The organism is Kaistella chaponensis (assembly GCF_900156725.1).
Classification (GTDB): Bacteria; Bacteroidota; Bacteroidia; order Flavobacteriales; family Weeksellaceae; genus Kaistella; species Kaistella chaponensis.
In genome coordinates, this window is record NZ_FTOI01000010.1 from 26095 (window position 1) to 46051 (window position 19957).

Sequence of the window (19957 nt, forward strand, 5' to 3'; positions counted from 1 at the left end):
AAACTTTCAACTTGTGTAGTTCTCAGTATAAAAATTTATTTATTCTGTGATAGGTTGCTGTTCTCCGGTAGGCAAGTCCTGAAACAACTCAGGGAAAAAGGAAAGTAATATAAAATAAGAAATAATTGCAATAACTATAGCTGCAATTCCTATAATGACTATTGATGCAGGTTTGTTTTTTTTCGATGGTTCCATGATTTCTTGTTTTAATGTTTGCTTTTTTAATACAATTTTTAGACCATCAACCTAGTCTGTCCTCTTATCTTTTGTTATGCGTGATAATAAACTCAGCTGTCTTTGTGGAAGTTTTTGTACTGGTAGGAGCCATCGAGTTATAAGTTTTATACTCCTCTCCTACTTTTTGGATTATAATGGGATAATTCGTAACTAGTCGTAATAATGTTTCCTGTCTTTTGGTTTCAATAATTCCTTAATAAAAGAGGAATCAATTTATAAAAGTTCCAGGGAAAGCCCGAATACTTTGTGAAAATTAATACTCACTTTGACTAGTACATGAATGTTATTGGTGCACAGGCTTATTAATTAGGTTTAAAATTATTTATTGAGCTCTTAATAACAATTCTTCTACTCATTTCCAACAGTCGGTTGTGCTTGTGGCGGCATTGCAGAAGGAACGGCGGTGCTATCCTTTTTGAGAGAATCTTTTCCTGGATTTTGGATTAGTCTTTCTTCCGTTTCTGCATAGTCCGCAGGTTCTGTATTCTGCGTTGTTTCGTTTTTTGAACACGCTATTATAAAAAGACTTGTGATCAATAATGTACCAAATGTTCTTTTCATGAGTTTTATTTTTTGTAGAACTAAGATAAGATACTTTTTACTTTTGTAAAACATTTCGCTTTAAAATATTTTTGAATATCCGTAATTTATCATAAATTTTGTATATATGCTTTAAATCAGATAATTATAGATGAATTTATTCAGTTTTACAGCGCATTTTTGAACAGAGGAAGATTGTAGAAAGCATTTTAAATCTGAGAGGGATAAAATAGGATTAACCTGAAAATGTGGAAGCACAGAACATTTTTGGATTAAGAGCATGTTAAGTTATGAATGTAAAAAATGCAGAAGCAGGACGTCTTTGAAAAGCGGAACCATCATGGAAAATTCAAATTTGCCTTTTCTAATTTGGTATAAGGCCATGTTTTTGATGAGCGTGACCAAGAAATGATTTTCCGCAAAAGAAATCCAAAAACAATTGGACTGAAGAGATATGAGCCAGTTTGCGCAATTGTGCTTGTCCCATTATTCTCTTATTTTTGGTTGAGAGGCCCATTTTTTGGCTTCTTCAATGTCCTTATGTTTAAAAACTTTGAACTCCCCTATTGTTACCGTATTAAAAATTTTGGTGGCAGAATCAATAAGATCATTGTCTGAAACGATAGCCACTCGGTGCCAATTTTTAAGTTCCTGCAGCCCTAAAGCCATATCATTCAGCCAGGCTCCTATACTAAAATTGGAAATATCAGTATCTAATATCAGCATATAATTCAAATAGTCGTGTTTTTCGGTAAATTTTGAAACTTCCGGCATTACGATATTTTTGAAATCATCAGCTACCACTTCCTCACTTGCCTTGAATGCTACAAGTGTTTCCGGAACGTCATTGATTTTAGTAATCATTTTCTTTAGTGTATAAATTTATTACGCTGTTCCTGTGTCGGCAGCAGGCAGGTTTCTCCGGCTAACTTTTTGCGGTTTTCGGCAACTTTATCATACATTTTATCTAATATAAATTTAGGCAAAAGTCTCAGCGAAAAAAGCCCGTGATAAGCCCCGCCCAATGTTTCGCCAATTTTAATAACCGCATACATTTTCTTGTAATACATGCCGTCCTTTATAAAATATAGGGTATCGAAGGTGTCGGTCGGCAATTCCTGATTTTTTAAAAAATTTTGTCCATATTCACTTTGGAGCGATGCAAATTTAAATCGGTCGTGAGAATCGTTATTTAAAATCCACTGCACCCAAAAGTTGCAGAATCCGCAATCGCCGTCATACAGCACTACATTGTTATAATTATTCATTTTCTTCTTTCATTAAATTATCGGTAAAAACTTCCCATTGTATTTTGCTACCTGTAATTATGCCGGCATTAGCCACTAAAAAGTTTCTAATCTTATCAATCAGGTTTTGATCGGATATATTGGGTACTTCATTTCTGCCGTGGATTGATACCTGCACTATATTCTCCTGCTTTGCAATCACGAAAGTATTGGTGGCATTTTCCCAATAAAAATGTGCTGTTTTTTCACTATTTTGATAAGGACAATCGCAGGGACTAACTTCCAGTAGATAAAATTGAACATTTTTGAAATGTCCTTCATCCATTCGCACCACTTCTACCCAGTCAAAACCTAGACCTTCTTGATCTTTTGGACCGGGTAACTGCATTCTTATTTTATCTGTGATAATAGGCGGACTACTTTTCAAATTTCCCTGGGAGTCTGTCAATTCAAAAATGAAATTATCTCCGCCTGCAAATTTGCTCCACATCGAAATTGAAAGCAATCTTTTTTTTAGGTTTGTAAAGTAAAAGTCTGCTTGTCCTGAATGATCAAATTCCCGATACGCGAATGAATCGTTTGTGGAGCCTCGCTCATTTATTGGAAGAATTTTCTCAACATATATTTTTTGAGATTGAAACATTGAGAACTTTTCTTCAAATATAGTTATTTTCACACTAAAAGTTTCAAATTAGTATTGATTAAAAACGGATATTCAAAAAAATATTACTTTACTTCAAGTCAAGCAATATATCCTTGATGATTTTTTTTATCTGTAAACATACCATCTTCAAGTGGTATGTATACGATTTTCTACTTGCACCCTGCAATAAAGAAAAAGTTGAAATAATCCATCATTATTCTGAAGATCATCCCAATTGCCCGGATAATTTATCAAAGAATTTAGAACCAATGGGATACAACAAGATGATATCTCAACAGCGTTTACAATTTGCTGTTTTGAAATAAAGCTAAATTTTCTAAATCTAACTTTCTAATTGAATTAATATAAGACTCCTCAGGAATTCTGTTTCCCATTGAATCCAGATCAAAAATTCCACAGTTGCTGTAACGTGCCAAATTATCCCAATCTGGCCTGTCTGTCACCGGATAAATACAAATACCCCAAAAGGGCACGCCATTTTGGTGCGCAATCGCACACTCTTTTGCTGTTTCTTCGATCCATTCTACTCTTCCCGATCCAAAGTGTCCTGTTTCAGAAAGGAAAATTGGTTTTTGATATCGTGCATACAATCCCTGAATCATTTCGTGAAGCGGCGTTCTTTTTTTTTGTGGATCAGGCCAATAAATTGTATCATCCCTACCCGTCCATTGGGAGTTCCAATAATAATTAGCTCCCAGAATTTCAAGATATTCTTCTCTTCCGCCAAGTTCCGGACAAAGTCTACCAGAAATTATATCGCAAGCTTCAAACTGATATTCATTAACTCTAAAAAGATCGGCCTCAGGAGTAAAGCCATCCGAATGTACTTTTATTAAAGGTTCTACCATGACGATCGTACAATCTGGTATTTGCTCCTTTAATATTTCAATGCTTTTAATCGCAGCTCTGCATAAATGATACTTAATGTCCCACCCATTTCCCACTGCGTAAGGAACCGTCCCTCTTGCTTCGCCCGAATACCAGGCCAGAAAACTGATCTCGTTAATGGGGCAAACTAACAACGGTTGTAAGGCATTATTTTTATAAAATTTCGCAAATTCTCTGGTTAGATTCTCAAAACGTTCGCAAAACTTTGGATGCGTCGGAAATAGACCATCAGGATAACCAAAATGTATCAAATCCCACGTTACCTGAATTCCCAGTCGTTCTGCTATCTTTAGACGATTTAACACTTCAGCGAAATCGTACTCACCTTCAACTTTTTCTACCGTACTCCAGATAATTCCTTCACGAACTGATGTTATTCCTAATTTTAAAAGAAGACGATAATCCTCTTCGGTACGGAGATGGTGTTCGGTTTCTTTCAATAAATTCACCCGCTCGCCGGAACGGTTCAGATGATCCGCACATTCAAAACCACCCATAAAATAAGAACTAAATGGATTCTGCACCTGACACTTTTACATTATCTTTTCTTTCTAAGTCAAAAAATAGATCAAGGGCATTTCTAAACGCCTGATCCATATTAAAATATTTATAATTCGCCAGTCTTCCCACAAAATAAACATCGGTCAATTTATCAGCTTCTGCTTTATACTGCGCATAAATTTCCTGATTTTTATCGTTCGGTACTGGGTAATAAGGTTCGCCTTCATCAACGGTGTACTCTTTTACAATACTCGTTTTTTCAGACTGCTGATTGCCAAAATGTTTGTACTCCACAATTCTGGTAAAATCTACTTCCTCGCCCGGATAATTAACCACAGAATTTTCTTGAAAGTACTCTTGATCTAATTGTTCTGTCACAAAATTAATGGACCGGTATTCTAGCTTTTCTTTTAAGTTTTCATTAAACTGAAAAAATCGGTCGATCGGTCCAGTGTAAAATAACTTTTCGTACTCACCCAACTGATCCTGCACCTCAAAATAATCGGTGTTGAGCAATATGATAATATTCGGATTTGCTAAAATATTTTCAAACATTTTCGTGTAACCGCCTTTAGGTAAAGCCTGGTAAGTATCCGAAAAATAACGGTCGTCATAATTATCACGCACCGGAATTCTTTCTAAAACAGAAGCATGTAGTTCTGCCGGATATTTATCCCACTGCTTTTTGGTATAGTGCTTGAACATTTTATTGTATAAAACTTCACCCACTTTATTTAAAACCGCTTCCTCCCCATTTTGAGGTTGATCAAATGGAATCCGGTTTTTCTCCAACCAGTCCTGCATTTCAGTTTCAGTTTTGATATTTGTTCTAAATAAAGTGTTAACCGTCGTAATATTCACAGGAATCGGAACGGTTTTGTCATCTACACGCGCTATTACTCTGTGACTCCACGGATACCAGTCCGCAAATTGATTCACATAGTCCCAAACTCCTTCATCATTGGTATGAAATAAATGTGCTCCGTATTTTGAAGTTAGAATACCGTTATCGTCGTAAAAATCAAAGCAGTTTCCTGCAATATGATCCCGTTTTTCTATTATTAATACTTTCTTACCCATTGCGGCGTAGCGCTCTGCTAAAACAGAACCCGATATACCTGCACCAATAATTACTATGTTGAAATTCTTCATGCTAAAACTTTATTAATGATGGTGCACATTTTCTCTGCCGTTCGATCCCAAGATGTATTTTCTAAAATCTGTTCATATTTTGCGTGGAAGTCAGTCATCGGCTGCTCAATTGATATACTAAAATCATCTGCATTGTCTATTAAAGACACACAATCGCTGTACTCCGTAACAACATCTTTTATTTTGGTCGAAATAATTGGCTTCATCGCTGCCATGTATTCTAACGTTTTGGTTGGACTTATAAATTTGGTTGAATCATTCAATGCGAAAGGCATCATCGCAACATCAAAAAAATGAAGGTACTGCGGCAACTCTTCATAGGATTTCATGCCCAAATAATGAATGTTTTCAGTGCGAGGAAGATCGCTTTCTTCAATTTTACAGATCGGACCAATCATTACCAAGGAAGCATTAGGATTTTGAAGCGCAGTTTGCTGAAGCAGCTCCAGATCTATTCGTTCATCAATTACTCCGTAATATCCGATGATTGGTGAATTAATATTCTTTAGATCACCAGGCTTTTCAATATGCTCTATTTCCTCATTTGAAAAATGAGAAACGTCTACGGAACTAGGGAAACAAAAAACGTTGTGATGCTTTTCTTTTTTGGATTCATACAGTGATTTTCCACCAGTAAAAACGATGTCGGCGGCAGATAATAAACTGTTCTCTTGGACTAATAATTCTGGCGAAGCCCCCTTAAATAAAGTTAATTCATCCATACAATCGTAAACAACCGTCTCGAAATCGAAAGTATTTAAAACTGAAACAAAAGCTGCGGAATAAAACCAACCAACTAAATATTTGGAGTCTTTCAAAATTGATTTTAAATAAGATCCCAATTCATCCAAATGATCAATGTGCGGTTTTAACACATGCAAAGATGGACTGATTTCGATAATTTCCGACTTCTTATCAGATCTTCCTATAGGTTCTTCCACGACCAAAATTTTGTACTGACTGGATAAGCGGGTGATTAAATGCTGCGGCCTTTGATACACGAAATCCCAACGCAGATGACAAAAAATGATCATGTCGTAAATTGGCAGTCTTTTCGAACTGTCTAAATAGTTATTCATTCTAAATTGTGGTATTTAATGAAACAAAATTAGACTAACATTGCAGAATTATGTAGCGTTATAAAATTTAAAAACGACGCATTCAATCTTGAAAATTATCTTTGAGGACAAAAAAACAACTATTAAGAAAATAGTTTTTTATAAGTTTTGGGTGTAATTCCGTACCGTTCCTTATAAATTTTCGAAAAATAACTGTTACTCTCTAAACCTATTGCTGCTACAACATCCCGAACGCTATACTCATTGCTCTGTAACAAAATCTGTGCCTTCTCAAGCCTCTTGTTGGTGATAAATTCATTGATAGAGGTTGCGAATAAGTATTTGAAACCGTTCTGCAGTTTATTTGGATTTAGGCCTGACATTCTCGATAACTTTTTGATAGACAACTCTTCGTGGATGTTTTCCTTAATAAAAACACTCATTTCTTCAACCCTTTTTAATTCATCAATTCGCAGAACTACACGTTTATCAGCACGTAGTGAATCGTCATCAAATTGCACGATTTGATTGATGAACATTTGTATAGCAACAGATTGTAGATTTAACTTTCGGGAAAGTGAAAAATCTTCGTAATGACTCACATCACGTAAAATATCCTTAAAATAAACACCGCAACTTCCTACATTGTAAAACTGCTTTAATCCACGCACATCTAAAAGTACACTTTGCAGCTTCGACTTCATTTTTTTAATTTCACAGGTTTCCTTTCTGCAGAATATCTCTCTATCTACTTCAATACTTATAACTTCGTGCAAAACATTTTTTGAAAACTGCATTATGTGTCCGTTGATCCCTTCGCTAGCTACTATGGCACAATTAAATTCATCAATGGAATGCTTTATACCTTCATTCGCAAATTCGTGAATTAACGGACCATGTATAGAATTAATAAACTTTAAAGGATGTATTTCGTCTAATGTGAATTCTAAGCGGACATCTTCTTTGAAATAAAGTTTATAGATCAATAGTGCAAGCCCATTATCAAAATTAACGCCTCTAATTTCCCCGCTACCAAGATTTTCTGGAAGAGTCAGATAATATTCATCACAATTATGAAAATACGGAACCTGAAAAGAATGAGCTAAACTTATAATAACATCTTTTAAAGGAATTGAATTAACTTGAAATGCTAACATCGTTATTTTTTGTAAATTTAATAAAAATTATATAATTTATTAATAGTTTTATACCATTTTAAAATAATTATTAAATAATTAAAAACATTTCACAGGATTTTTTGAATCAACTAAAATTAGCGTAATAGATATTATTTTTAACGTTTTAAATTTAATATTGCAAATGGTTATCAATTAGAAAAGGTCATTCCTTATTTTTATCAAGATACATAAATCTTATTTTAATATTTTAAATACTATGGGTAAAACTATTCAAGGACGTTCTCACTACGCATCAGAAATTATAAGTTTTGACGATTCTGCCGAATGTGATTTATTTTATGAAGAGTTAAAAATTGTTTTTTATAATATTGATACATGGGGGTTATTATTCGATAACGGTACCGATTTTTATAGAGTAGAGCCCACAGCCAATAGTACATCTTTTAATTCTCTCAGCCGAAAACTGGTAAAAATTAAAATTCCCGGAATACCAAATAATTTAGGTGCGGGCTATGATTTGGTCGAGTTGAAGGATTATGAATATCATATAAACGTTGGATTCACCACTATAAGATTTACAATCAGTCCTTGCTGTAAACCGGGTAATAACTTAACAACTCATTTCAATACACCAGAAGCCAAAACCCATTTTGTAATAAAAAAATATATCAAGCATATTAACGTGGAAGTTCATGGTAGAGATGAAATGCCTAACTACAAGGGCTTATCGCTCTATAAGAAGTTTAGAAATTTTTATATGGCGAATGGTGGCATTTTTGGTATGAGTAAAGTTCATTGGGAAATTTGGTGCAAAAATATTTTAGACGAAAAATATATCAAAAAATGCATTGAGAAAAATCAAAATAGAAATAATCGGTATATTTATTAATGTAGAAAAGAATAGTTTCAGATTATTAGTACCATCTCAAGTTGAGATTAACATTGGCTTATTAGTAGTTTTTTTAATATTACATTTCATTGATCATGAAAAGCAGTTTAGATCCACTTTTATTTTCAAAGTACAAAGTTTTATCAGATTTAAAATTTTGCATCGTAATCCCAGTAAAGAATGAAGAAGAATATGTTTATGAATCTCTTGGTGCATTTTCTCATCAAAAGGATATTTCCGGTAATCTATTAAATGTGAATTTGTTCGAGATATTGATATTAGTAAATAACTGTTCAGATAAATCGACAACACTAATTAGAGAATTTCAAAATGAAAATCCAAAACTCAATATCTTTCTAGAAGAAATTTCTTTACCGGCAGATCAGGCAAATATAGGATTTGTACGGAAAAATTTATTTCAAATTGCTTATGATCGATTACTGAAAAACGGAGGAGGAGTAATTTTAACAACTGATGCAGATACGATTGTTTCTGAAAACTGGATCGCACAAAATTATTTAGAAATAAACAACGGAGCTGATGCCGTTGGTGGGAGAATTTTACTATCACTGTCAGAAATTGAAAACTTAGACAAATCGGCTTACACCCACCATTTAAAAGATGAAAAATATCAACTTCTGATTGCAGAACTAGAGACTATCATTTTAAGAAATATTGATGATCCTTTACCCAGACATCATCAGCACTTTAATGGAAGTTTTGCGATTACAACAGAATGCTTTTCTAAGTCAGGAGGTGTACCAGATGTTACTCATTTAGAAGATATTGCTTTATACGAAAGATTAAATTTAATAGACGCTAAAGTCAGACACAGCAATAATGCAGTAGTATACACCTCGGCCAGATGCATTGGCAGAAGTGAAATCGGGTTGTCTCATCAGCTAAATCTTTGGAAAAATATGGGCATTTATGGATCAAAATATTATGTAGAATCAACTGAAAGTATAATCGAAAAATTTACTGTCAAGAGAAAATTAATGGATCTGTGGCAAAATAAAGATGCTTCAATTCAGGGATTTATATCACAAATGCATAAAATTAATCCTGAATTTATGCTTGGAGAGGAAGACTACTTTGAATTTAGAGATACTACTTATTTTGGCGAGTGGTTTTCATTTCTATTATACAAATTCGAAAATTTACTTAAACATCGTCCTCCCGAACTTGTTGATGATGCTATTTTAAAATTAGAGCTTGCCGTTAGAAATTATGCTGACTCCGGTTTCTTCCAAACATCAATGCGATAGGTCTCTTCTCTACTTTTAAAAACGTTTTCCATCTTACCGTTCATATATTTGGCAAAAGAATCATGAACTTCATCTCCGGTTTGAGGATAATCATGAACTTCCGGGAGCCAATGCACCAGAACTATATTTCCATTTTCTTTCGTAATATTAAAAAGTTTACTCATTGCCAGTTCCCAATCTTCAGGCGACAAATAATAAGCAACTTCGGAAACTACTATCAAACTAAAGTTTTCTACGGGAAGTTCTTTTGGAAATTTTGCTTTTATAAAATGAATATTTTCTAAGTTCTTACAACGCTCGATTGCTTTATCTAATGCTTTTTGAGACACATCGGTGGCCACAATATTTTCACATCTTTTTGCCAGAAGCTTTGTAAATACTCCAATTGAGCAACCTATTTCCAGAGCGCTATGGTATTTTTCGTGTGGTAATGCGATCAATGTCGCTTTATATTTATTTGCTTCGTAATCACTGGTCTCAAAATCCCAGGGATCATCATTGGCATCGTAAACTTTTTTAAAATATTCGGAATCTAAAGATGGTAATTCATTCATCATTTTGAGATAAAAAAGGTTTCGTACGGAACATTTAAATCATGGAGCATTTCTTCTGAAAGTCTGAACCCTTCCGGATCATCATTTATCAAATCGGTTATTTGTGACTTGTGAGCGGATATTGCTTCTAATTTTTGATTTAGAACGCTGCTTATATTCAATCGAAAGGACATCACTTCGTCATTTTTTGGTTCGTCTCCATTTTCTCCCAAATCTTTTAACCAAATTGGATATTCGTATAACTTAGCAAAATTCTTGTTTGCAGTTTTAATCAATTCATAAGATGCGCGGTGATCTGGATGCGGATCTCTTCTCCAGGGTACGAAAATGCTTGATGGTTTTAGAATATCAAAAATTTTAGATATATTTTTCACCGCTTCCTCAAAATTATCACTGTTTTGATTAGGCAATTGTCGATCTTTATACCTGCAGAAAATTAAATTTTGCGGGCTTACATTTAAAATTTTTCCCGCTTTGATAATTTCCTTCTCCCGAAGATCCCTTAACTTTTCCGGAGGATAGTCTTTGCTGTTTGGATGTGATAATGTTCCATCCGTTAGCAACAAAATATAGACAGGAAGTCCAAACTTTCTTAACAGTGAAATCACCCCGCCACAACCTATACTTTCGTCATCAGCGTGCGGCGCTACAATTATCGTGGTTCCAAATCCCATAACGCAATTTTCCGGAGCGAGAGGAAGTTGTTCTGCATCAAATATTTTCATTATTATTTTCTTTGTGATCCCATAAGCGATCCAGTTCAATTTCGCTTTTTAATGCAAATCTGCCAATATCTGCCAAAGATGTATCAGGAGCAGGTTGTCGCAGATAAGTATTTAAATCTCTAATAATTCTCTCAAAATGATAAGGTTTGTTTAATCCACGAGCTCCTACGCACTTTTGGCAAAGTACTATAACTTTCGTACAAATTTCCTCAATTGCAGTTCTCATCATGTTGGTGTACGTTAAAAATATTTCCGAATTTTCAACAGAATCATATTGCATATGCTCGTCCATTCTTTTTGCTGCCCCTTCTATCCATTGATTTCCGGAAGTTATAGCAATGGTCATTTCTCCAAGACGCATTTTTTGATAAGGATCATCTGTTCTATTCAAAGTTTTTAAATACTCAATGGTTTCTTTTAAAAGCATCTCCGCACCTCCTAACTGTACAGCGGCAAAGCGGACAGCACCGCCACCGAACTGTGGTTGCGAGTAATAATCATTGGGAATTCCTAACAAATCGTGTTTGGAAATTATAACATTTTTAAAAGAAATCTTAAAACTCCTGCTAGCTTTCATTCCCATCGGATTCCACCAACTGGAATCGATATTCTTTTTAATTTTATTTAGAGGTACAATACACATTTGCCAAGAACCATTCGCAAGCGAAGCAGTGATTATCGGCCTTGAAACATAACCTGTCCCTGTCGCAAAGGTTTTTGAGCCGTTTAAGATAAAATCGCCCTTTTTATTGTGCTTCAGTGTTGTTCCATCTTTTGCTTGAGTATTCCAAACTCCAAAAAATTTACCAGCAAAAGCATATTTAGCGAATCTGGCTTTTTGCCTTTTAGAACCAAATTGATGAATCAACAGTTGCGCATTAATATGGCCTTCCAGAATTCTTCCTGCTACTAAGTTTCCGCTTCCTATAAGTTTTAAAAGTTTGAGCATCAAATAATTGGTACCAGAAACTAAACCTATATTTTGCCCGCCATTTTTACGATCGATACAGACGGTAAGTAGGCCTGATTTTTTTATAGAATCAAGCGTTTTTTCAGGAAACAAACTTATGGAATCTTTCAATCCCGCCTCTTCGCAAGATTGCGAGATACTATTTTTCGCAAAATTTACGAGACGCTTTGATTTAAACTTAGCCAATTTTTCTATTTTAATAGGTTACAAAAGCGATCAATATTTTCTTATACCAGTTAGAATTTAAAAATAAATGTAGTGATTTTATTTAAAATATAGCGGTAATGCATTCCAATAACGTCACATTTTCCGTGCGAATCTGCAACGGATAAATCAGTTTAATTTTTTTTAAAAATTCTATAGACTGTTGCTTGATGCACATTAAACAATTCAGATAATTCCCGCGCAGATTTTCCTGCAGCATGGAGCTGAATAATCTCCTGGATTTGTATTGCTTTTAATTTAGGTTTACGACCACCAACTCTACCCTGCCCTTTTGCATATTCTAAACCCTTCTGCGTTCGTTCTCTAAGCATATTGCGTTCAAATTCTGCAAAAACTCCTACCATTTGCATCATCATTTTTCCTGCAGATGTTGTAGTATCAATAGATTCGGTCAAACTTTTAAAACCAGCTTCTTTGGTTTCTATCTGCTCCATAATAAAAAGCAAATCTTTAAGTGATCTGGATAAACGGTCAAGTTTCCAAACTACAACGGTGTCTCCTTTCCTAATATAATTAAGAAGCTCCTGAAGTTTAGGCCGATCCCATCTGCCTCCAGAAATAACTTCTTCAAAAATCATTTCACAACCCATTTTTTTTAAAGTCTCAATTTGTATTGCATTATCCTGAACCTGCGTTGAAACTCTAGCATAACCTATCAGCATATTTTATAATTAAAAATTTGTAAAAGCTAATTTACAATATAATATAACGCAATGTTATAATTCGCAAAAACATATCGCAGAAACGTTTTGTTATGCGATACAATTATGCGACCCTAGGTTAAGTGATTTCCATAGTACTCCGAAAATATCGCCCAAATGAACGTTTGTGCGACGAAAATTTTGTTCATTTTCTTTTTTTCGCAACTTTTTCTTTTAAATTTAAGAGTGAAAATAAATTTTAATGTTTTTTCCGACTATAAAAATAAAATTAAGATCAAATAAAAAGTCCTTTAGCCAAGGGCTAACTCCTTATTTTTAATTAATAAATAATAATATTAAATACGTTATAATATTAGAAGGGCTGTAAAACCACTCGAAAAGCTTGTAAATACAGCGTTTTATGACGTTCTCTGGGAAAAACAGTGGGGGTAATGGTGATATTGAGTGGGGGTAATAAGGAAATGCAGTGGGGGTAAAAGAACATTGAGTGGGAGTAATAGGACTTTCGCTGGGGGTAAAAAGGAAATGTGGTGGGGGTAAGAGATGTTAGGAACATTGAATGGGGGTATCATTGTTAGGAACATTGAATGGGGGTAGTAGTATTAGGATTCAACTTCTTCAACACTATTATTTCTATTGACTTTATATTGAATGCTTTATATCCCATGTTTAATACTCTTGCTTGCCTATTAATAGGCTTTTACATCTGTCGTTCGTTCGAATGACTATTGCTTTGTCTCACGAAATTGGATTTGAATCCCATTATTACCTTCTATTTTTAAAAATCTTTCGTATTACTCTATCATTTTACCTTCTTTTAATCAGAGCATTCAACTGACCTGTCTACCATTCATCTACTTTTATCTTTATGACAATTAATAAACGGAACATCCAGTGGGGGTAATAACCGGACATTCCTGTTTATACTGTATTTAGTTCATGTCTGACATCCAATAAAATTGGGAAAATTGAGTGGGGGTAAATAGTCTTATTACAACTGTAATTCATTACATTTATCAACAAACCATTTTAGATAGTCATTACCCGTAATCTCTTTGTCTAGACGACTTCGTGTCACTTCACTCATCTTCTCATAACCCTGTTCTTTAAACTTTGCTACTATGTAAACAAGCTGCTTTTCATTCAGCTTTCTCGATTTCTTTATATATTTCAAAGCGTTCTTTGCACGGTAATCATCAGCTGAAGGGTATTCAACAAAAACCGTATTTTTAGTTTCATAAAGAGAAAAAGTTAAAGTATCCTCGGTAATCTTATATCCGAAAGATATATTTCCAATCTCATTTAATTTTTTCTGAATGCCATTCAAAAATATAGTTAACTTCGATTTTTTCAGATAGTGACTCGCAAGAGATAAGTCTTCTACGAATTTTGAAATTTTTATATTACCCCCATTCATTTTCCCAAACTTTTTCTTTAGATAAAGGTATATATTCAAAGGCATCGTTGAAGGAGTCGAGAATAAAATGCTTCTATACACTTTTGAATATCCATCAATATTATTAAGTAACATTCGGGAAGTAGCTTTAGAAATATAGAAACGAATATAATTTTGTCCTTTATTGAAGATCGGGGTTTCAATAAAATTTGTTATTAAAAACTCCTCTCCTGTGTTAGATTTAACCGTATGGTTTCCTAAAGTTTTTAGAATTTTTAACTGTTCATGAAACACACTGTTATCTTTAACTTTTATGTTACCATTATCATTGAGAGCTTGTGTAGGAATAATCATTTGAAGCATACTGAAATTGTCTGCAAAAAAACTTTCTTCTATTACTGCCAGTTTTTTTCCTGATTCTAATATTCTCCTTTTTTCAATCTGATCTGCTTTAATATCTTCCAAAGATGTAATTCTACCGTCCTTGTAAACCATATCGTTTGAAATAATCTCTTTGGTTTCATCGATACTAATTTTATGAACCTGCGCAGACTTCATCATTTCCATCATTACATAAATAATACGGTGACCGAAAATATTAATTTTCTTAAGTGGTTCTACTCCACCTAAAAAATCTATTAATTCATTTGGATAAAGCGTTACTAATTGCGCTTCATACGAATCCAGTGTTTTGGTTACGCTGTTCTTATTGTTTTTCGCTTTCATGAAGATGATTTTAAAAATGGTCGGAAGGAAAAGTCAGTTACGGGATTGTTTTTGTCAAAAATACAATGATAATCTGTTGTTTTAGTATTTGCGTAATAAGTACTCTTATCTATAAAAACTTTGATCCATAACCAGTTCTCAAGAGTATTGGCAAGTTTTGCGGGGGTGTACACCTTATGGTAATAGGCGGTCTTTTTTGTATCTGTAAAATATACTACACAGAAAAAACCTTGACTTTCGGTTGTTTTCATAAATTTTCGTATCTTTGACTTAGGAAAAAACATAGAAATATGTTTAAGGATGCCTGATTTATCAGGGGTCCTTTTTTATTCTAACTCTCCATATTTATTTTTCAACTCTTTAATCATATCATTCATAAAAGATTCTTTGGTGAAACTTCCCAAAATGTCTCCACTTTTGGTATAAATGTAATCATATATATAATCAACTTCATTTTCAATCAAACTGAATGATGTTGTTACTTTTTCTTTCAATTCGGTTCCATTTGACACCCTTCCGCGACGAGTCGGAATCATACCTGCAGGACGATTTTTTAATTTCGGGCCTTTCTTTCTTAGTAATGCTATTCCTTCCTTTACTACGTCGGAAGATGTAAAATAAGAAAATTCAGAACCTTGTCTTCGTTTCTCAAATTCTAATCTCCGGATATAATTAATGTTCTCGGCTTCCGAAACAAAAGAAAAATTAAAAGATTTCTCTTTTGTCTTTGACGGCTTAACAGGCACTGAAATTATTTCTTGAACTACTTCAACTTGTTTTTCTACAGGTTCGGCCTGCATTTTTTGAAATACATTTTGAAGTTTCAAAGATTGGCTACTACTCTCCTTTTTTTTACCAAAATTGGTCAAAACTTTATCTTTCATATCATCTTCTTTTTTAGTTCTTTAACCAGATCTTTAAAATCCTTACTTGCTCTACTTTTACTGTCGATCTGAAATATGGTTTTACCCTCTTTAATTGCTTTTTTAATATTTACATCTTGGCGAACAAAAGTTTTCAGTAAATAATCTTTCGTGAATTCATTGGATAAAAAGTCATTATAATAGGAACGAAAATCGCTCGAATTAACTAAAACTGAATTAAAGAAAAATCCTAAATACTCAAAATCTAAATTATGTTTGGCTTTTAAATTTAGCAGTGATGGAATTAATGAAGTAATTCCTGCCAGCGAATATTCATCATCCTTAATTGGACTTAAAACATAGTCTGAGGCACAAACAGCAACCTCTCCTAAACTTAGCTCGTCATTGAGTGGTTTCGGTGGGCAATCGATCAAGATATAATCAAAATAATCTTCTAAAAGTTTTATACTTTCTTTTAAAGCATAACGATCTATTTTATAACTTTCCAATTTTTCAGATCCTGCCAAAACATAAACGTTATTATGTTCACTTTTTTGAGTAAACTCCAAGCCTTCTTTTTGTTCCAAAAAATCTACCACAGTGTAGGGAAAATCTTCATCAAGCTTGTAGCCCAAAGAAAGATTTTTCTGGCTGTCAAAGTCAATCACCAAGACCTTACTCCCTTTTTTTGCAAAACTGGCCGCTAAGTGTATGGTGGTTGTCGTCTTCCCTACTCCACCTTTCTGTGTTAAAACGGATATAACTTTTGTTTTCATTTAAAGTATTAATTATAATGCAATTCGTGGGTAAACTCCCGATAGTAGAAAGATCAAATCCCACCAAATTATCATTCAATCCTGTAAATATAATAATTTTAGTTAAGTACTCATTACTTTTTTTACTCATTTAGTTATTTATTTATTAAAATAAATGAAGACGATTATATCTTCATTTTTTGTTGTTCTAATCTTCCAGTATTGTAAAATCTTTGACAATACATTTCTCAATTTGAGGAAAGGAAATGTCAAAAAAAGTCATTAATTATTTTTATAGATAAAAGATAAATTAGCCCAAAAAACTTCATCATTTTTTTTGGTCATTGCAGATGGGCTTTCAAAAGTATTATTTCCAAAAATATCTTTATATTTTGTTATTCCTAATTCAGTAGTTTTTTTAGTAAAAACACTTGAATCATCTAATTCTTTTATTATGTAATAAAATGATTTATACAACGCAAGTTTTTCATTTTTTTTATCTAAAATCCCAACAAAAACTTTATCGGCAGAAATATAAATAGAGTCATTAGATAATTCTACTTGATAATTGATAGGGTTTTTTCCTAAATGAAACTGAAGGGATTTATTTTTTAGGTTAAGTTCAATTTTACTATACGGAGGTTCAGAATAGGAACTCCAATAATTTGGAATAATACTTTCTGGTGGAGTTTCTTTCACTCCTAAAGGACCTTTATATAAGACTATTTCATTTACCTTATAGGAATTGTCATAAATAAAATTGTAAGAAGTCTTTTCAGGCACTATTGTTCCAGTTGGATCATCATTTCTGCTACAAGAACTCATAGCCAAAGTGAGAAATACTAAATTTATTATTGTTTTCATGATTAATTATAATGTGTGAACAAGTCTTCTATAACAGGAAATAGCCAATTAAATTGTCATTCGGGTCTGTAAATATAAACATTTTAGTTAAGTATTCATTACTTTTTTTATTGATTTAGTTATTTATTTATTATAAAAAATGAAGATGATTTTATCTCCATTTTTTTGGCAGTTCTAATTTTCAATTATTGTAAAATCCTCTACAGTATATTTTTGATGCTCTGCAATATCTTTATTCCAGAAATTAGTCAATTGGTATTCTAAAGCACTTTTTAAAGCGCTATTATAAACCCATTCGGGTAAAGTAATTTTAAATTGTGGCTCATCTTCCACTTCGGTTATATCCTCCACCGTTGCAATCTTACTGTTGGGTAAGAAAAGCCAAATATCATTTACTTTGTCAAAACTTTTCAACCTGGCTTTAACTGCTACTTTAGTAGACTTCTCCCCTTTGTCATACAATGCTGAAAGCATTGTAATCATTTTTTGTGGTGCTGGATCTTTGATCTCCATTAGTTTACTGTTCCAAAAATCATTGTCAATCAACAATTTTTCGCCCTGAATTTCCAACTTAGATAGCGGAACAAAGAAAGTTTCCTCCTTACCAACTTCATCCACAAATGCTGATATTAAAATAGCGTTTTCTGTTCTTTTCTTTTCTGTAAATACTTCAAATGTTTTCATAATAATAAATTTGATATTAAAAAATAACTGATTTTTATACGATTATATTGTATTCTTTTAGTTCTTTATTTAATTAGTTTTATAATTGTTTAGTTTTTACAATAATACTATATTTAGTTTTTTCGTTAAAATAACGTAAGCTGTTCCCCTTGTATCTTATTATGGTAGTCGATAAAATCTTGACGTTTAATAGGAGTAAGATCTACTTCATTTTCCGAATAAATAACATCACAAAGATTTTGTTCTTTTCCTTCAATTTGGAGTATTTTGCATCGGTAATCAAACCTTCCTCGAAATCGTTCAATAGAATAAATAATCAATGGGGTTTTTGTTTTTTTATGGTAGCCCAGATAACCACGCTGTAAAGCCATATAATTTTTCAAGTCTTGTCCCACCGCTTTATATATTGTACAATCCATATTTAATTATTTGTTTAGTTATTTATATATTTATGTGTTTATTGATTACGTTATTTAATTAATAGTATTAACGCTCATTGGGAAAATATAATGTTGTATTCTCCAACCAAACTGTAAGTTCAAAGATTTTGATTGAAGCCGACTGAAAGTAATGCAATAAAATTGTATTCAGATTTCCATCTTGACGTTCCATCGAAAATGTAATTTCATCAATCTTTGTAATTTTCCAAACTTGAAATTCTTCATTGAAGACTTGCTGGTTATTTTGTAGTTTTATGATTTGGTTAACAATTGTAAATGCGTTTTTTGCTTGTAAGTAATGATTTAGGGTAGTGGTGACAAAAAGATTTTTCATGACGATAATTATTTAGTTAATTAGTGCTTTCGTTATTAATCCATTTATTTAATTCGTTATTTATTTGCTAATGAAGATGTTTTTTCTTTTATCATACCTATCTACCATGGATTAAGGAAATTTGAGGTTTTTAAAAAATATAAATGAACGATGCGCTTTTATCTTTATTCGTATAATGGCGGTGTCTTTTTCTTTGCTTAATGATTAAAAAAATGCGAACAATTTCTAGAACTGAAACGACGTGGCAGCCCGAAATGAATTTGCCTGGAAGGGTAGGTGGGTTCGTCAATATTTAAATTAATCGAAGAGCAAATATTGATGGATTCCGAAATTCATTTTTTAGGAATACTTCCATTTTTAATTTTGCATACAGAAAAACACCAGAAATAGGAGGAGGGAAAAAGCAGTTTAATGATTCCCAATACATGGGGAATTATTGTAACGGATCTTCGATCAGGGTCAAATAGAAAATTGTTCCTCAATGAATAATACCTTTCGAAAATATACTTTTAAAGCGGTGGACAGAAATGGAAAAGACAGCGGTATGACAGCATACCAGAGCTAAAATTCAAAAAACAAATATTGCTGTGCTGACATACGGCTGTGCGCGATGACGCTTCGAGGGCGTAAGGGCATGCTCAGCGTATAGACGGCAACCCTTCGACAGGCTCAGGGACCGATGCCGGCTATGGGCTGGAGGAACATTGGAAAGCGTTGGCAGGAGTCTTACGATAAACAATTACTAAAGGTGATGGAAAAACAGCGGTATGGAGGGCAATGAAAAAAAATGCGTGATGGTGCTGCCAGCGGGGAAAGGGAAAGCGATGGCATGCGCATTTTTTTGTTGCCCGGAATACTGCTGTGCGCAGTGCCGAAGTGCATAAGCTGCCACTAGACTTTCCGCTGAAAAAAGCAGATTATGGACTGCAGGCGCTTTGGGGTTTTGGAACCGTACTTTCCGGGTAGCGCGGTGGATTGGGGAAATAAACTTCTAAATTATAACTGACCTGGCGGCTGGAAGGCGGTGGCTTGTGCGGGCTTCGCCCGACCAAAAGGAAAGCATTTAGCATAATTTCCAATTATAGGCACTATGGTGCTGGGATGCCCGTAATGTAGCGCAGCGAAATGGAGGGCAACTTTGTAGCCGTTGGCACGTGCGTATAATTGTCATTATGT

General features: G+C 33.6%; 22 protein-coding genes and 1 pseudogene. 3 read left to right on the forward strand and 20 right to left on the reverse strand.

Annotated elements, in window-relative coordinates; all coding sequences use genetic code 11:
• Window positions 1–39: 39 nt before the first annotated feature.
• A complete protein-coding gene (locus BW932_RS14305) occupies window positions 40–195 on the reverse strand; it encodes a hypothetical protein (RefSeq protein WP_159436431.1) in 156 nt (51 codons plus the stop codon).
• Window positions 196–585: 390 nt separating this feature from the next.
• A complete protein-coding gene (locus BW932_RS10620; protein ID WP_143745550.1) occupies window positions 586–798 on the reverse strand; it encodes a hypothetical protein in 213 nt (70 codons plus the stop codon).
• 130 nt (window positions 799–928) lie between these two features.
• On the opposite strand from BW932_RS10620, the pseudogene BW932_RS14175 reads away from it, so the two are divergent.
• Window positions 929–1254 (forward strand): annotated as a pseudogene (locus BW932_RS14175) (IS1595 family transposase); the annotation flags it as partial.
• 9 nt (window positions 1255–1263) lie between these two features.
• On the opposite strand, the gene BW932_RS10625 reads toward BW932_RS14175, so the two are convergent.
• The 7 genes from BW932_RS10625 to BW932_RS10660 form a co-directional block, all read right to left on the reverse strand.
• Window positions 1264–1641 carry a SpoIIAA family protein gene (locus BW932_RS10625; RefSeq protein ID WP_076387485.1) on the reverse strand — a complete coding sequence of 126 codons (378 nt, stop codon included), beginning with the start codon at window positions 1639–1641 and terminating at the stop codon, window positions 1264–1266.
• A 5-nt stretch (window positions 1642–1646) separates the two neighbouring features.
• Complete coding sequence (locus BW932_RS10630; protein ID WP_076387486.1) at window positions 1647–2045, reverse strand: thiol-disulfide oxidoreductase DCC family protein; 399 nt, start codon at window positions 2043–2045, stop codon at window positions 1647–1649.
• A complete protein-coding gene (locus BW932_RS10635) occupies window positions 2038–2667 on the reverse strand; it encodes a hypothetical protein (RefSeq protein WP_076387487.1) in 630 nt (209 codons plus the stop codon). The genes BW932_RS10630 and BW932_RS10635 overlap by 8 nt, the downstream gene beginning before the upstream one ends.
• A gap of 302 nt (window positions 2668–2969) precedes the next feature.
• Window positions 2970–4100 (reverse strand): alpha-amylase family protein, encoded by a 1131-nt coding sequence (locus BW932_RS10645; protein ID WP_245820715.1) that lies wholly within the window; start codon window positions 4098–4100, stop codon window positions 2970–2972.
• Entirely contained in the window at window positions 4084–5229 is a 1146-nt protein-coding gene (gene glf, locus BW932_RS10650) for a UDP-galactopyranose mutase (protein WP_076387489.1), read from the reverse strand. Before glf ends, BW932_RS10645 begins: the two co-directional genes overlap by 17 nt.
• Window positions 5226–6308: a glycosyltransferase gene (locus tag BW932_RS10655; RefSeq protein WP_076387490.1), complete on the reverse strand. Its 1083-nt coding sequence runs from the start codon at window positions 6306–6308 to the stop codon at window positions 5226–5228. The genes glf and BW932_RS10655 overlap by 4 nt, the downstream gene beginning before the upstream one ends.
• A gap of 122 nt (window positions 6309–6430) precedes the next feature.
• A complete protein-coding gene (locus BW932_RS10660) occupies window positions 6431–7444 on the reverse strand; it encodes a helix-turn-helix domain-containing protein (protein WP_076387491.1) in 1014 nt (337 codons plus the stop codon).
• Window positions 7445–7682: 238 nt separating this feature from the next.
• On the opposite strand from BW932_RS10660, the gene BW932_RS10665 reads away from it, so the two are divergent.
• Complete coding sequence (locus BW932_RS10665) at window positions 7683–8315, forward strand: hypothetical protein (protein ID WP_076387492.1); 633 nt, start codon at window positions 7683–7685, stop codon at window positions 8313–8315.
• Between the two features lie 95 nt (window positions 8316–8410).
• Window positions 8411–9583 carry a glycosyltransferase gene (locus BW932_RS10670; RefSeq protein ID WP_076387493.1) on the forward strand — a complete coding sequence of 391 codons (1173 nt, stop codon included), beginning with the start codon at window positions 8411–8413 and terminating at the stop codon, window positions 9581–9583.
• Here BW932_RS10670 and BW932_RS10675 read toward each other — a convergent pair.
• From BW932_RS10675 to BW932_RS10730, 11 genes are all read right to left on the reverse strand, one after another.
• Window positions 9544–10140 carry a class I SAM-dependent DNA methyltransferase gene (locus BW932_RS10675; RefSeq protein ID WP_076387494.1) on the reverse strand — a complete coding sequence of 199 codons (597 nt, stop codon included), beginning with the start codon at window positions 10138–10140 and terminating at the stop codon, window positions 9544–9546. The genes BW932_RS10670 and BW932_RS10675 overlap by 40 nt on opposite strands.
• Window positions 10137–10862 (reverse strand): PIG-L deacetylase family protein, encoded by a 726-nt coding sequence (locus BW932_RS10680; protein WP_084566504.1) that lies wholly within the window; start codon window positions 10860–10862, stop codon window positions 10137–10139. The genes BW932_RS10675 and BW932_RS10680 overlap by 4 nt, the downstream gene beginning before the upstream one ends.
• The gene (locus BW932_RS10685; protein WP_143745551.1) at window positions 10849–11925 is read right to left on the reverse strand and encodes an acyl-CoA dehydrogenase family protein; all 1077 of its coding nucleotides are present in this window, start codon (window positions 11923–11925) and stop codon (window positions 10849–10851) included. The genes BW932_RS10680 and BW932_RS10685 overlap by 14 nt, the downstream gene beginning before the upstream one ends.
• A 245-nt stretch (window positions 11926–12170) precedes the next feature.
• The gene (locus tag BW932_RS10690) at window positions 12171–12719 is read right to left on the reverse strand and encodes a recombinase family protein (protein ID WP_076387496.1); all 549 of its coding nucleotides are present in this window, start codon (window positions 12717–12719) and stop codon (window positions 12171–12173) included.
• A gap of 991 nt (window positions 12720–13710) precedes the next feature.
• Entirely contained in the window at window positions 13711–14841 is a 1131-nt protein-coding gene (locus tag BW932_RS10695; RefSeq protein WP_076387497.1) for a hypothetical protein, read from the reverse strand.
• Window positions 14842–15167: 326 nt separating this feature from the next.
• Window positions 15168–15725 (reverse strand): hypothetical protein, encoded by a 558-nt coding sequence (locus tag BW932_RS10705; protein ID WP_076387499.1) that lies wholly within the window; start codon window positions 15723–15725, stop codon window positions 15168–15170.
• Window positions 15722–16480 (reverse strand): ParA family protein, encoded by a 759-nt coding sequence (locus BW932_RS10710; protein ID WP_076387500.1) that lies wholly within the window; start codon window positions 16478–16480, stop codon window positions 15722–15724. The genes BW932_RS10705 and BW932_RS10710 overlap by 4 nt, the downstream gene beginning before the upstream one ends.
• 261 nt (window positions 16481–16741) lie before the next feature.
• Window positions 16742–17323: a hypothetical protein gene (locus BW932_RS10715; RefSeq protein ID WP_143745552.1), complete on the reverse strand. Its 582-nt coding sequence runs from the start codon at window positions 17321–17323 to the stop codon at window positions 16742–16744.
• A gap of 174 nt (window positions 17324–17497) precedes the next feature.
• Entirely contained in the window at window positions 17498–18007 is a 510-nt protein-coding gene (locus BW932_RS10720) for a hypothetical protein (RefSeq protein ID WP_076387502.1), read from the reverse strand.
• 125 nt (window positions 18008–18132) lie between these two features.
• A complete protein-coding gene (locus BW932_RS10725) occupies window positions 18133–18426 on the reverse strand; it encodes a hypothetical protein (RefSeq protein ID WP_076387503.1) in 294 nt (97 codons plus the stop codon).
• 67 nt (window positions 18427–18493) lie between these two features.
• Entirely contained in the window at window positions 18494–18781 is a 288-nt protein-coding gene (locus BW932_RS10730) for a DUF6876 family protein (protein WP_076387504.1), read from the reverse strand.
• Between the last annotated feature and the right edge of the window lie 1176 nt (window positions 18782–19957).